Origin of the sequence: Cnuella takakiae (assembly GCF_001953305.1) — a bacterium.
Lineage (GTDB): Bacteria > Bacteroidota > Bacteroidia > Chitinophagales > Chitinophagaceae > Flavisolibacter > Flavisolibacter takakiae.
This window is the reverse complement of the sequence record NZ_MTFE01000010.1, coordinates 1,888,544-1,903,931: the sequence shown is the minus strand read 5'-3', so window position 1 is coordinate 1,903,931 and position 15,388 is coordinate 1,888,544. Positions and strand designations below refer to the sequence as shown.

General features: G+C 52.4%; 6 protein-coding genes. All 6 read right to left on the bottom strand.

From position 1 onward, the window contains the following. Positions 1-12: 12 nt before the first annotated feature. The 6 genes from BUE76_RS08360 to BUE76_RS08330 all read right to left on the bottom strand — a co-directional run bounded on the left by BUE76_RS08360 (position 13) and on the right by BUE76_RS08330 (position 15,315). Entirely contained in the window at positions 13-1,353 is a 1,341-nt protein-coding gene (locus BUE76_RS08360; protein WP_073043927.1) for a vanadium-dependent haloperoxidase, read from the bottom strand. 9 nt (positions 1,354-1,362) lie between these two features. Continuing rightward, a complete protein-coding gene (locus tag BUE76_RS08355) occupies positions 1,363-4,686 on the bottom strand; it encodes a VCBS repeat-containing protein (protein WP_083596543.1) in 3,324 nt (1,107 codons plus the stop codon). Between the two features lie 211 nt (positions 4,687-4,897). Continuing rightward, positions 4,898-6,511 (bottom strand): SusD/RagB family nutrient-binding outer membrane lipoprotein, encoded by a 1,614-nt coding sequence (locus BUE76_RS08350; protein WP_083596542.1) that lies wholly within the window; start codon positions 6,509-6,511, stop codon positions 4,898-4,900. A 1-nt stretch (position 6,512) separates the two neighbouring features. Beyond that, positions 6,513-9,596 (bottom strand): SusC/RagA family TonB-linked outer membrane protein, encoded by a 3,084-nt coding sequence (locus BUE76_RS08345; protein WP_073043923.1) that lies wholly within the window; start codon positions 9,594-9,596, stop codon positions 6,513-6,515. A 502-nt stretch (positions 9,597-10,098) separates the two neighbouring features. Continuing rightward, positions 10,099-13,467: a VCBS repeat-containing protein gene (locus tag BUE76_RS08340; protein ID WP_073044060.1), complete on the bottom strand. Its 3,369-nt coding sequence runs from the start codon at positions 13,465-13,467 to the stop codon at positions 10,099-10,101. 321 nt (positions 13,468-13,788) lie between these two features. Beyond that, entirely contained in the window at positions 13,789-15,315 is a 1,527-nt protein-coding gene (locus BUE76_RS08330; protein WP_073043919.1) for a RagB/SusD family nutrient uptake outer membrane protein, read from the bottom strand. Positions 15,316-15,388: the final 73 nt, after the last annotated feature.

The window sequence follows — 15,388 nt, the reverse complement described above, 5'->3', positions numbered from 1 at the left end:
CTTTTAAAAATGCTATTTCACCACAATCCTGGCCCCTTCCTGGAATGGCTTGATACCCGCCTGCTTTAAACGGGCAACCACCGTCTCCCCTACCGCTTTCCCTTCCACCATTCCCTGCGTGATGGCATCACGGAAATGAATACCGCCATACAACCGCGAAATGGCTGCTTCTTCGGCTGCCTGCCGGAAGGACCGAAACTTTCGGGGTGCCAGCTCAAACATGATCTCTGAATCATCGGTATACGCAAAACCATCACCCAACAGGTAAGTCAGCACTTCGGCAGATGCTGCCGACACCACGCTGTGTCCGCTGGGGTACTCGGGAAATGGTGGTGTTTGCAACAAGGGCTGCCATTGCACATCTATATACTTGTTGATAAAGGTTTCGGGGCGGATGCGGCTGGAGCGGAACTTCTCGTCCCAGCAGCTGATGAAAGCATCCATCAACGCAATGGCCACGGATGTTTGCAACAGTACGGTTGCATCAAAATCCAACCCTGCCTTTTGGGCTGCGATGCCAGCAATATTCATCCAGTGACCACCCGGGCTTATCTTTTTAAAACCGAGCGACAGATGCCCTGAAGTAGCAACGGCAAAAGGGTTGCAATCCCAAAAGGCGGCGATCTCCAGCTGCTCCGGGGTGGCCTTTTTGGATAGATCATACACCTCTTTTGCCAGCCTGTAAAAATCGCTGCCCGGCTCTTTACTGTACGCCGTGGGTGGCTGTGGAGCAAACTGGTTGCAGGAGTCGATCACCAGGGGGCGCACCGTTTTCCAGTGGGGCTCTACCGCCTCCATATAGGTGGGCGGTGTAGGGAACCAGCGACCTTCTTCCTTTAGTGGGGTATAGCGCAATTTGGCGCTCAGCTTACCGTAATCATCTTTTTTGGAAAAGGCAACAATGTGTGCCGCGGTTCTTTGTGCTACCGCAATAGCCGTATCAATGTCCCGCTGCGGCACTTTTCTTTTTTGCAGTTTCACCACCAGGTCGGCAATGTCCTGCTCCAGCATATAACCCGAGGGCAGTAATAGTTTGCCTGTCTCCAAAATTGAGAATAAAGCAGCCAGCCGATAGGCAACCGTTTTGCCCCCTTGCTGTGGCGCGGGGTAATGGCGAATCAGTAACTGGGGCGCAGGAACCGTGGAATTATTTTGCGCAACCAACTGGTAAGCACCCAATAGGCAATAGGCATAATAACGGCTGGCAGCCGGCGGGTTCACCACGTCATGCATCATCACCCGGGAAAGGGAAAATACGGCGGGTTGCACCAGCCTGGTATAATCATCGGCGGGCCTTGCCTGGGCCAGCAAGCCAAACACCAAAAACTGCAATAAGATCAGAATGCCTTTCATATGTAAACCTTAGTGCATGATATAAGTTTGAAGCGCATCGTTGCAAATACCTATCACCAGCATCTTGCGGTTGCCTACGGCCATTACTTCCGCCGACTTCACATCGCCGATGATACATAATCCGGAAGCAGTTTGCGGCAGGTAACTAAAGCCGCCCTTGCCATCACCCTGCAGCATACAGCCGTAGTTGGCATCAATGCTGCCGATTTTCAGGCGGTTGAACGACTGGTTGCCCAACAACAGCAAATCCTTCTTGTCATCTTTATTAAAATCACCCGTTAGGATACGCGCAACGGTTGCAAACTGCGCAGGTAAAGGCAACACCGTTTTTTCAAAAAGCCCGCCTTTGTTATGGAAAATGACAGAATGTATTTCAGTAGCTGTCAGCTTTTTGGCAGTATCTAATTCTGGTTTTGTAAAAATGGTTTGCATGGTGGCATCAGCGTAATCTTTGTAAGAAGTGAACTTGCGGCGCATAGGATAGATCTGCTCGTTGAGTTCGTCGCGGCTCACAAAAGGATAGCTTTTGCCCTGAACGTAAAAGTTGAAGAAAGGATCAATCGATCCATTGCCGTCAAAGTCGGCATAGTACAGTTCGGCAGGTTCCTTTGCCGAAGCCCTGATCCTGGTGTTGGCGCCTAAATTTCCCGCGATGATTTCCGGCTTTCCATCCCCATCCATATCTTCCACAGCAAGGCTGGACCAAAAGCCGCTTTCAGGCTGGTCGAAATACTTTCCTGTTTGATCCACAAAACCGGCAGCGGTATTACCATACACCTTTACCGGCATCATTTCGCCACACAGCACCAGGTCTTTCCGGCCATCGCCATCCAGGTCGGCCCACTGCGCATCGGTTATCATCCCGGCTTCAGCAAAAGGTGTTTTCACTTCCAGGAACATGCCTCTGCCATTGTTCTTCAGCAGGAAACTTTTAGGCGCTGTAGGGTATGCACCGGGCACAACCCGCCCGCCTACAAAAAGATCCATATCACCATCGCCGTCATAGTCACAGGCACGCACAACCGACTTGCTGCTGGCACTCATATTGGGCAGGGCGCCGGCACTGCGGGTAAAGGAGCCTTTACCGTCATTGAGGTATAGTTCGTCCTGCAGCGAAAGTGTGTTGGGTTCAAAAAGCGAGTAGCCACCCTTGGCCAGGTAGAGGTCAGGGTAGCCATCACCATTGGCATCAAAGAAGGTAGCTGCTGCTATTGCAGATGCCGACTCATCGCCAAAGCCAAGCGAGTCGAGGGGCGCAAAACCGTTTTTACCCTGCAGATAAATTTTGCCCGGGCCTTTCTGGTCGCCGCTGATAAACAGGTCTTCCATGCCATCGCCATTTACATCGGCACGTGCCATTACCGGGCCTGTTTTGGAATACATCCACAACATCAGCAACTGCCGCTTGAAATCATTTTCGGTAAAGTCTTCGTGCTTATACTTGATGATGGGTTCGGTACGCACCATCAGGGGCTTTATAGAAGTTTGAGACTGTTCTTTTGCAGCAGGTGCATAATTAACAACCAGATGCTGGTTGGCAGCAACGCCGGTCAGTACCTGTACGCTTCTGTCGGGCCAAACAATCCGCAGGGAGTCAACCTGCGCCGTTTTTCCCAGACCAAAAAACGGGTTCAGGCTTACCGTAGACAAGTAGCCACGCACCGGGTTTACCTCGCTGTATTGTGTTGCGCCACCGTTATAGAGATAGACCTTGGTACCCAGCACCGGCTCTGTTCCTTTACCTTTTAATTCCAGCGACAGGTAGCTGGCGCCCATAGTTTCGCGGCTCCCATTGCGGTACACAAATGCTTCCTCGTTCAGGTTGTTGATCACCAGATCCAGGTCGCCGTCGCGGTCCAGGTCGGCATAGGCTGCACCACTCGAAAACTTATCCTGCACAAAGCCCCACTCCTGTTGCTTGTTGGCAAAAGAAAGGTCTCCGTTGTTGCGGTACACATAGTTGCGAAACGGCGTTACCGGCATGGCTTTTACCAGGTCCATCAGCAGCATGGGCTCCTTGTCGATGGCCTTCTTGATTTTATAATCGCCCCAGTAGCGCAGGAAATCCTTATTGGTATAATCGCGGAGATAACCGGTGGTAACAAAAAGATCTTTAAAACCATCATTGTCGAAATCGGCAAAGAGCGGGCACCAGCTCCAGTCGGTAGCCGCTACACCTGCCAACTGCCCGATCTCACTAAAAGTGCCATCACCATTATTCAGCTGCAGCATGTTGCGCATATACTGGCGGTGCAGGTTCTGGCTTTGCATCAGCTCGAAGGCTTCGTAGTTTTCCTGCAGCTGCAGGAGTTTCTGCCGGCGGTTGTCTTCGGGCAGCATGTCGAGGGTGATGATATCGGGCAGGGCATCGTTGTTGAAATCGGCAATGTCGACGCCCATTGAAAACTGGGAAAGGTGCCGGAAACTGTTGCCCGACTGCTCGGTGAAACTGCCATCGCCCTTGTTGATGTAGAGGTAATCGGGTTCGTTGTAGTCGTTGGTGACGTACACATCCTGCCAGCCGTCTTTGTTGATATCGGCAATGGCAATGCCCAGCCCAAAGGTGAGCGGGTACTGGTAAATGCCTGCCTGCTGCGACACATCTTTAAAACGGCCGCCATCGTTGCGGAATAGTTTATTGCCCGCCAGCGGGTCGGTTTCGGTACGAAACTTTGCCAGCTGCATGTTGTCGTACTTCTTCACGTTGTGGTTGAGCAAGAAGAGGTCGAGGTCTTTATCATTGTCAAAATCGAAAAACGCGGCCTGCGTGCTGTAGCCCGGATCGTCGAGCCCGAATGCTTTTGCCTGTTCTTCGAAACTGCTGTTGCCTTTGTTGATGAATAGCTGGTTGCGGCGGAGGTCGTCTTTAACCTTGCCGGAATAACATAGGTAAATATCCAGCAGGCCATCGCCGTTTACATCGGCCATGGTGGCGCCGGTTTTCCAGCCGCCGCTGCGGCCTTCGAGGGCTGCGCTTGCTTGCCGGGTAATGTCTTTGAATTGGAGGTTGCCCTGGTTGAGGTACAACTTATTGGGCTTCATGTTGGCGGTAAAAAAGAGGTCTTCCAGACCGTCGTTGTTGATATCGCCCACGGCTACCGCGCCACCGTTGTAGAAGTATTCGTAAGCAAGAATATTGAGGTTTTCGTCTTCGCGGATATCGTTGCGAAACTGGATGCCTGTTTGAGCGGCAGGCAGTAGCTGGAATAGCGGCCCCTGGCTACGGGCTGTACCCTGAAGGCACAAAAAAAGAAGGGTTAACTGCACAAATGACGCATGGCGGAACTTGCTGCCCACCGCGCCACATGCAGTTGTTACGGATACAAAACTCATGGCAAGGATTTATTGACCCTTTCCAATTTAGGGATTAAGGTTCAGTTGCCTATTTATAATTCCATTGTTATACCCCATTACCACAAACAACAATCGCATGCTACTGGATAAACAACAGGTTCATAGAAAGCTACCGATCCACTGATTCGAAAGTTAGGGATAGCAAAAAGACAGGGGCACTACGGCACCCTGTCTTTTGCCATAGGAAATATTATTTGTCCCACCACAACCGCGAGGTCCATACATCGCCACCGGTGAGGCCACCTACCGCGGTGCTGTAGTTGGCACCGTTGAGGGTAGCTTCCGAAAGCGGGTAAGGCTGCCTGCGGGGAATGGCGCCGCCCGAAAAATTACCGGGGTAGTTAACCGGTGTCAGCACAGGATAACCCGAGCGTTTCCAGTTATTCCAGGCCTCTGAAAAATTCAGCTGCACACCGGTGGTTGCCCAGTATTGCTCGTTGATCATTTTAAGCGAAGCCGTTTGGGAAGACACATCCAGCGGATGCGCGGCAACATAGGCCGTAACCGTTGCAGCAGGCACCGTTGCTGCGCCACCAAAAGCACCCAGCGACTGGATGGCGCCACCCAGTGCATTGGCATAATGCTGGGCGGCAGTTCCGCCTACATTCCAGCCCCTGACAGCCGCTTCAGCCAGCAGCAGCTCCGACTCGGCATAGGAAAGCACGAATACAGGACCGCTGTAGTTGCCATAAACGGCACTGCGGGGACGGGAGTACTGGCCGATGGGGGTAAAGTCGGCACCGGTGCCGGTACCACCTGCATAACCGGGCGACTTGCTGATATCGGTAGCGCCTGCGTTCAGGTCAAAGCCATTGGGCAGCCCTTTTTGTATGGCCGGATCGTTGTTGCCCGCCAGTCCAAAGCTTTGGTTGCCTGCCAGGCCGGCAGCCGGCACTTCGGCAATCACACCTACACGGGGATCGTTGGTGCCTTTGAGGTAATCGATCAGGGTTTTGCTCCAGCGCACTTCATAAAAGTCACCGGCAACATTCAATGCAGCGGTATTGGCATTGCGGTAGCCATTGGCTTCATCGCCCTTAATGAAGGCGTCGTCGGCAACACTGGCAAGGGTGCCACCTGCAGCTGCTTTTTCAGCATACTGTTTTGCCAGGGCAGCATCGGCCTTTACCAGGCGCATGGCCATGCGAAGCAGCAGCGAGTTGCCAAAACGTTTCCATTGTGCAACATTGCCCTTATAAGGAAACAGGTCCGCGGTGGGGCCGGTTTTGGCAGGATCCAGTTTGCCAACGGCCGCATCCAGGTCGGCAAGCATGGCCTTGTATACATCCTGCTGTTTGTCGTAAACAGGCAGGGTGACATTGGTCTTGGCCTGCAGGGCCTGGGTGTAGGGGATATCGCCATAAGTATCGGTGAGGTACTGCGCATTGAGCACCTTCATGATGGTGGCGATATTGGCCAGGTTGGACAGTTCGGGGCGGTTGGTGGTGGTTTCAATAGCCTCGTTGGCCAGGCTGGCCGAACGGTAGGCTACGTTCCAGGAACTACCCAGGTAGGTATTGGTATTGCTGGAAGGCACATACTTATCGGCATTGGAGTAGTAGTTGGCCGCACCCGAAGACGTGGAGGCAAAGATCTGTACCCAGCCGCTTTGGAACAGGATAGGACCGTTGTACCCCGAGATGGCATTGGCGTGCTCCCACTGGCTGGAAGAAAGGAAATAGTTGGGGTCAAAATTGGCAGGGCTCGACCGGGTGGGATCGGTATTGATTTCATCAAAATCCTTGGTACAACCCGTACCCGTTACAGCAGCCACAAGGGAGATATATAGAAAGCTTTTCCGCATGTTACTTGTTTTTGAATTTGAAATTGACATTGATACCATAAGTGCGGGTTGTGGGCAAACTGGTGCCTTCGATGCCTGCATACCGGATATTGGAGCCAAAGCTGGCTTCCGGATCAATGTTGTCGGTCTTTTTCATCAGGATGGCCAGGTTGCGGCCCACCAGTGAAACCTGGATGGACTGGAACAGGGGCACACGCTGGAGCAGGTTCTCTGGGATGGTATAACCCAGCACCACCTGGCGCAGCTTGATAAAATCACCGTCCTGCACGTGAATGGAAGTTACATTCTGTGCCAGCGAGCGGTAGTAACCCTGCGCATCGGCAGCAACGGTGTTCTTGGTTCCATTTTCCAGTACGCCAACCGTGATACCACCTTCGCGACCTTCCAGGGTCATTTGGTTCAACCCGCGGAAGATGGAGTAATAGCTGGTAGCAGAAAGTACCTTGTTGCCGTAGTTATAATCTACCAGGAAAGACATGTTGAAGCCTTTGTAGCTAAACTCGTTGTTCAAGCCACCATACACTGTAGGCAGCACGCTGCCCATCTTAATCAGGTCGCCCCGAACAGGGTAACCGTTTGCATCTACCACAATATCCCCACTGGCAGCACGCTTGTAGTCGTAGGCCAGAATCTGCGGGCCGGCAAACCCTTTTACAAAAGCCGTGATGGCATTACCCAGGGTTGCCCTGTTGGAACCCAGGCCCTGGTTTTTGCCTTCGGCATCGGTTTCCAGGATGCGGTTTTCAACGGTAGTGAGGTTGGCGGTTACGTTCCAGCGGAAATCGCGCTGCTGGATGGGCACGCCGGTAACCTGTACTTCCAGACCCGCGTTCTTGGTAGAGCCCGTACCTACCAGGCCACTGGTAAAGCCGGTGGCGGCACTAAAGGTGGCAGGCATGATCTCGTTCTTTGTTTTGCGGGTATAATAAGCAATGTCAAAACCCAGCCTGTTGCGCAGCATCCGGAGCTCGGTACCTACTTCAATTTCGCTGAGGGTGAAAGGCTTCAGGGTGAGGTTGGGCAGGTCGGAGCTGAAGCTACCCAAAGGAACGCCGTTGAGCGAGTTGCCCAAAGAGTAGTACAGGGCCGTTCTGTAAGCCTCGCCAATTTCACCGCTGGTATTGGCCCAGGAAACACGGAGCTTACCAAAGTTGATTGCCGGCATATTCAGCAGCTCCGAATAAATGAGGCTTGCCGAAACGGAGGGCGTAAAGATTTCCCTGTTGTTGGAAGGCAGCGTAGAATAAGCATCGTAGCGGCCCGAGGTGCTCAGGGTCAGGAAATTGCGGAAGCTGAAGTCTACGTTGTAATAAGCCGAGTTCACCTGTGTTTTCCAGAAACTGTAATCGCGGTTGAAGTTGCGAACGTTGTTGAAGCTATACAGGTAAGGCAGGATGAAAGGGCCGCCGCCGATGCGGATGCGCTCATATTGATTCTTCCGCATATTGGCACCTACTGTAGCGTCTACCGAAAGATCGCTGGTGATTTTGTGCGTTGCCCCAATCAAACCATCCACGTTCAGCTCGTACGACTCGCTGTTGGCCTGGTCCTGCAGGTTACCCCTGCGCTCGGTTGTATAAGCGGTTCCCCAGGGTTCTACTTTAAAGAGGCGGTCATTCTGCTGGTCGTAACCAACACGGCCCTGGGCATACAGCCAGCTGGTAAACTGGTAGCGGGCGGTAATGGCCGAAATCAAGCGCTTCCGGCCCAGGTTGTTGATATACCGGTTTACCACAAACCAGGGGTTGGTTACATACTCGTCATCACCCCAGCGGGTTTCGTAACCCGTGGCGGGGTCGTAACCGATACCCAGAACCGACTGGTTGATATTGGTGGCCAGGAATAACCCGTTGTTGGGGTTCATGGGACCATCACTTAACTGGGGACGATTCTTGGAGTCTTCGTTGATAAAGTTTGCCAGCAGGTTTACGCTCAGTTTGTCGGTAAGCTTTTGCTCTATATTCAGGTTGATGGTTTTACGATCCAAACCGCTGTTGCGTACAATGGAATTATTATCCAGGTTGGAAAGCGACAGGCGGAACGAGCCGTTCTCACCACCACGGGTCAATGCTACCGTGTTGGTGAAAGCCGAACCGGTGCGGTAAAAGTCTTCCAGGTTATCCTTATAGGCAGTATAAGGGTAAGTTTTACCGTCAAACTGGATTACCTGAGAACCATCGAGGCGGCTACCCCAGCTCATACGGGAGGTTTGTAAAGCCTCGGCTACAGTAGCCGGTTTTTTACCGCCAACACCCTGGCCATATACGTATTGGAAGTCGGTGAGGTCCATGGCTTTTTCCATGGCATAGTTCATATTGTAATCCACCGAGAAAGTACCCTTCTTGGCCGTTTTGGTAGTGATCAGGATCACACCGTTGGAGGCACGGGCGCCATACAGTGCCGACGCCGACTGGCCTTTCAGCACCGTCATCGATTCAATATCATCGGGGTTGAGGTTACCAATGCCATCGCCGTTGTCGGCACCGCCCCACTCACCCGAGCTGCCGCGCTGGGTATTGTCGATGGGCACACCGTTGATCACAAAAAGCGGGGAGCCACCCGAGTTCATGCTGGGCATACCGCGCAGCAGGATCTTGGCCGTACCACCGGGGCCACCACTGGTGCCTTTTACATTCAGACCAGCCACGCGGCCGGCCAGCGAAAGGGCCAGGTTGGTTTCCCTTGCCTTGGTCATTTGTTCGCCACTCACCGTGGTTACCGAGTAACCCAGTTTGCGCGATTCCTTGCTGATGCCCAGGGCGGTCACCACCACCTGGGTGAGCTCGGCCGAATTGGCATCCAAAGCAATAATAACATCGGTTTCGTTGGCGGCAACCGGCACCACCTTGGTGCCAAAGCCTACATAAGATACTTCCAGCACCACACTTCCGGAGGGCACCGAAAGATTGAAGTTGCCTTCCGAGCCGGTAACCGTTTGCACGTTCTGGCCCTGCACCTTCACGGTGGCCGCAGCCAGTCCCGATCCGGTTTGGGCATTGCGCACAATGCCACTCAGCTGTCTTTGTGCTAGTACTGCCGTGCTAAATAGCAGCAGGACGATTAGCAGTCGCAAATGCTTGATCATGTAATTGATTTTGGGTTTAAAACTATCAGCTGACCTGAAAAGACTTCCGAGAATGGTTAAGGGCAAAAAGGTTGATATACAGGTATAGGTTTACGTGCAGCAAATTGCAGCAGGCAAATGCATAACTTTTTTGAAATGTAATCAGGGTAGGATGCTTGTGAAAAAGGAGCTAAGTAATACAAGAGGGCACTGTAGCAGTGGTTCACAGGTTCAATAGCAGATGTAAGTGCTTAGCCAAACAAATATAATTTCTAAATTAAATTTTAGAAAACTTTAATAAAAAATTTTAAAAGTATTTTGTCCACAACTTAAACCCCTTGGTTGTAAAAAGGGCTCCTGGCAGTTGGAAAAATGGTTATTTGCTTTAGATTTTTATACCCTGAGCACGAGTCAAAGGGAACTTGTTTTATTAGCAACCGCTACATCGGTTCCTCTTTTAAGCACAAGGTGGAAAAATTTGCGTTGCCAACAGTTAGTGGCCTATTCTGCCCCATAGCCCTCCCTATTTCCTGATCCGGAACACACGCAAAGAATCGTTGTTAACCCCTCCAACCAATATTCTTCCCCACGGTTGTTGTAGTAAGGCCAGGCTTTTTACATCCCCCTTTAGCAACATCCCGGAAGCAGCAGGTGATACCGCCCTGAAAAGGCCACCTTTTCCTCCCCGCAGCACACAACCGTAAGAAGCATCGTAGCGACCCGTGATCACATCGGTTTGGTACTCATTGCCTGCCAGCACCAGGTCGGTAAACCCATCGCCATCAAGATCGGTACACAGGATAGCATTGATGGGAGCAAATTGCGCCTCTGCCGGCAACAGCTTTTTTTCAAACCTCCCGCCGCCTTTATTTTCAAGGATACAGCTACGTGTTTCGGTGCAGCGCCACTGCAGTAGCTTGTCCTTTTCCACTTTTTTGAAAATATCGTTCGCATCGGCCTTTGCATAGTCGGCGTACCGCAGGTATTGCTTCTTAATGGCGGGCACCTGTTCGGCAAACTGGGACCGGCTGATGGCTGGCCGCAGGGTACTGCGCCCGTCCTGCTCCCGGATATGGTAAAACATCACAGGGTCGATGCTGCCGTTCTTGTCCATATCTGCTGCCATCAGTTGCATGGGTTGTGCCGGGCTGGCCTTGTAGATACAATTAGCGCCTAAGTTTCCGGCTACAATATCCTGGTCGCCATCGCCGTCCGTGTCGGCCAGGGCCAGCGAGCGCCACATGCCTTCCATATCTTTTAAACCGGTGGCTCCTGTTGCTTCGTGAAGGGCGCCGCCGCTATTGGTAAAAAAACGCACGGGCATCCATTCGCCGGTTACAACCAGGTCGGGTTTACCATCGCCGCTGTAGTCGCTCCAGGATGCTGCTGTTACCATGCCTGCCCTTTCCAAAGCCGGCGCCACCCGGGAAGTCACATCGGTAAAGCGGCCCCCATTGTTTTGCAGCAAAAAACTCCGCGGTGCCTGCGGGTAGCTCCTTGCCGATACCCGGCCGCCGATAAAGAAGTCGAGATCGCCATCGCCGTCATAATCGGCAGGGGCCACGCAGCCCCCAATGGTGCTTACGCCATCGGGAATGGCTGATTGTTGTAGGGTAAAGTTTCCTTTGCCGTCGTTTAAAAACAAAGAAGGTTTAAGCTGTGGTACCCCATCGGCGTAACTGGTTTCACCATAAGTTAGCAGCAGGTCGAGATCGCCATCTTTATCAGCATCGAAAAAGGCGGCGGGACCATCGTCATTCATCTTAATGCCGGTGGTTAAATCTTTAGGTATAAAATTCCCATCCGGTTGTTGCACCAACAACTTACCGGGGCTGTTGAAAGCGCCGCCTACAAAAAGGTCAGCCAGGCTATCACCATTGATATCGCCGGTAGCCATGAAGGGCCCCAACCCTGAAAACTTTTGGGGCAACAGTCGCTGCTGGTCAAAATCGTTGTACGGGTTTTCGCGGTGGAGATAGGCCATTGAAGGCAGCGGCTCCATCAAGGTGTTGCCCACAGGTTTTTCAGGGTTAAAGAACCGCCCGGCATCGGCAACGCTTAGCGTATAAATTGTATCAGTTCTGGGTTGGGCCAACACCAGTACTTTATCGTTGGGCCACAGCACCACTACCGAGTCTACCCGGTCCTGTTTTCCCAAACCAAAATGCAGCCTTCGATCCACGCTGGAGTAATAACCTTTCACCGGGTTTTGCTCCTGCACCTGTACCTGGCCGCCGGCATATACCCACACTTTGGCGCCCATGGCCTGGAGGTTGGTCCCCTCGCCTACCAGGTTGAATTGCAGGTAATGGCTCGAGTTCTTTGCCCCTTGCGCCGTATTGTTTTGCAGGATAAAAGCTTCGCTGTTGATATTATTCACAACCAGGTCCAGGTCGCCGTCGTTGTCCAGGTCGGCATAGGCAGCACCGTTCGACATGGAGGTATCGCCGATATGGGCCTGCTCCGAAATGTCGGTAAAGTGGTGGCCATCCTTGTTTTGAAACAGGTAGTTAGAGAGGGCTATATGTTTCAGGGAAGCCAGCTTTTCGCGGATCTTTTGTTTCTTCCTTTCAGCCGGTTCAAATGGATCACTCAACTGCTGCTCGCTAAATTCCAGGAAATCGCCATTGATGAAATCCCTTCCGATGCCATTGGTGATGTGCATGTCTTTCCAGCCGTCATTGTCAAAATCGGCCAGGAGCACGCTCCAGCTCCAGTCGGTGGCGGCAATGCCGGCCATCTGTCCTATTTCGCTGAAAAAGGGCATATCCGTTTCACCCTCCTGGTAAGTACCCCTGTTTAGCTGGAGCATATTGCGTACAAACTCGGGCTGGTAGCCCATCTGCCGCTCACTTTCATATCGGTTGTAGTTCATCATGGAAAAAGAGGTCTTCTTCCGTTCGTTGAACTCGGGCAGCATATCAAGTGTTGCCAGGTCGGAAAGGCCATCGTTGTTGATATCGGCAGCATCCACACCCATACTGGAGTAGCTGGTATGCTGGAGGGACTTTTCGGAGCAGTTGGTAAAACCGCCTTTTTTGTTATTCAGCCAAAGGATATCGTTTGACACAAAGTCGTTGGCCACATAGATATCGGGCCAGTTGTCGTTGTTAACATCACTCACTACCACGCCCAGGCCAAAGCCGTCTTCGCCCATATGCGCAGCCACCGTCACGTCTTCATACACCGGGTGACCCAGCGTTTTGTTGTACCCTGTATTTCGGTAAAGGCGGTCGCTGGCAGGTGCCCGCCCCGAACTGTCTTTTCTAAAAAGGGTATTGGCATTGGGCCCATTGAGCATGTAGTTGGCGAGGTACATATCGAGGTCGCCGTCTTTATCATAATCCAGGAAGGCTGCCTGTGACGAATAGCCGGTATCGGCAAGGCCGTACTGCGCGGCCTCTTCCCGGAAGGTGAGGTTGCGCTGGTTGATAAAGAGTAGGTTCTTCGTCCGGTTGTTCAGGTCTTTGCCATAGGTGCACACGTACAGATCGTCGTAGCCATCGCTGTTGATATCCACCACGCTCACCCCTGTTGCCCATACCGGCGTTTGCAAACCTGCGGCAGTAGTAATATCGGTAAATTGATTGCCGCCTTTATTGAGGTACATCCTGCAGCTTACCTGGTTGCCGGTAAAAAAGATATCGGGTAAACCATCCTTGTTGAAATCGCCGATGCCCACGCCACCACCCATATAGCCAAACTCGTTGACAAAGGACTTGGTGGAATCCACCTCTTCTACCCTGTTGATAAACTGGATGCCGGTTTGTTTTGCGGAAAGCGGGGTAAACAAGGCAGGGCCTTCTTCTGTTCGGCCACAACCCAGAGCCAACAACAGGGCCGGCAAACAAAGCAGCAACAGAAAATGTTTCTCCAAGGTATGGTGTGGCATATGGTAGCGTATAAGCAAAAGCGTTAACCAATCAAAAGCAGTAGCTGTTGCAAGGCGCATCAGGACTTCAATTTAAACAGAAACCCACTTCCAATGCAGCTTTCTTGCCGGGCTTGTTTTCATTTTGTCTAAATATTACCCGCCCCCATTTGCGTAACAGCAACTTGCTGCTGCATGCGGTTTCACCGCCTGCCCCGCACGAAGCTATCCTTGAAGATTCCGCGTATACACGAAGTTGCAACCTGCTGTAAATTGGAAAGGCTGCAGCGCAAAAAAAGGGCTGCCCTAAGCGGAGCAGCCCCTGTACCATGCGGTTTTTATTTACTTGATCAATGGGTTGGCAGCAGTTTCCGAAGCCGGTATGGGCAGAAACTCCTGCTGGTTAGGCCGGGGATCGGGCATAATGGAGGGATAGTACCCCTTCTTGCGCCAGCGCAGGATATCGGTGTTGTTCAGGCTCTCAATACCCAGCTCTACGGCTCTTTCGTGCATTACTGCGCGGATACCCTGCTCCTTAGAAGCAATGGTGATGGGCGGCATGTTTACACTGGGGCGTGCCCGCACCTGGTTGATATAACCGGCAGCAGCACCCAGGTTGCCCAGTTCAACCTCGCATTCGGCCAGCATCAGCAGCACCTCGGCATACCGGATCAAACGGTGGTTAACGCCTCCGGGGTGAAAGCCGTTGTCGTCCCAATCGTAAATGGAATATTTACGGAAAACCCTTTTTGCTGTTACCCCATTGCGGGTGCTGGCAGCCACGTTCATATCGGCGGCGGTGAGGGTTTTGCCAGGCTTGGTTCCGGCGAAGGTTAGTATCTGGTCGCCGGGTTCGTAAAAGGAAAACTTATACCTGGGATCGTTGGGTTCAAACTCGTTGAGCAAACGGTCGGAAGGAATGACATTGCCCCATACAATACCATACTCCTGGTTGTGTACCGTACTTACGGGCTGCGCAATTCCTTCGCCGTTATAGCCCCAGTTGAAGTTGTTATCGCCCTTGTCTACAAAGGCCACTTCAAATACCGACTCGCGGTTGAACTCATGGCCGTCGGCTACCTTCTGGCCATTGGACATTACATCCCCATCAAAATTGTGGAGGAAGTTCGGCTCCAGGATATACTTACCTGAGTTCACCACTTTAAGCAGCGCTTCCTTGGCAGCGGCATAATCGCCTTTCTGCATCTGCACCCTGCCCAGCAGGGCATTGGCAGCACCCCGGGTAACACGGCCGGGCTGCGAAGGCACTTCGGGCAGTGCCGGTGCTGCCTGGGTCAGGTCCTGAATGATGAGGGCATATACTTCAGCTGCAGGCGATTTGCCCTTGTAGTCGGTAGGCGCATTTACCGGCTCGGTATATAGCGGCACATCGCCCCATTGCGACACCAGTTCGAAATAAGCCCATGCCCGCAAAAACCTAGCTTCACCTACTAACTGATCGCGCAGTGCGATATTGTCGGTGATATCGGGGGCCTTCAGAAATACCATATTGGCCCGGTTGATCATTTGGTAGGCGCCGGTCCAAACGCTGGAAAGCACCGAGTTGGAAGGAGCGCCATTGGTCTGCAACAACAGCTCAGCCCGGGGCGCCTCCAGTTGGGGACCGCCGGGTGCCGTTTCACCGCTGCGCATATCGCGTAGAAAAAACCATTCGCGGCCCACCAGGTTGGCCGAACGAAGGGTGGAGTAGATGGCATTGACGCCATTTTGCAGCTCCCCTGCAGTTTTAAAATAGCTTTCCGTGGTGGGGTTGTTGGTGTCCAGCACATCCAGCTTTTCCGAACAGGCATTGATCGCTGCCAGCGCAATAAAGCCCGCAACAAATACCTTGGTTATGTTTTGTTTCATGATCCTTTAGTTTGATGTTCCATATTTTATTCCGCCAGGCGGCGGGTAATTGGAATCGTTTAGCGACAGTTCC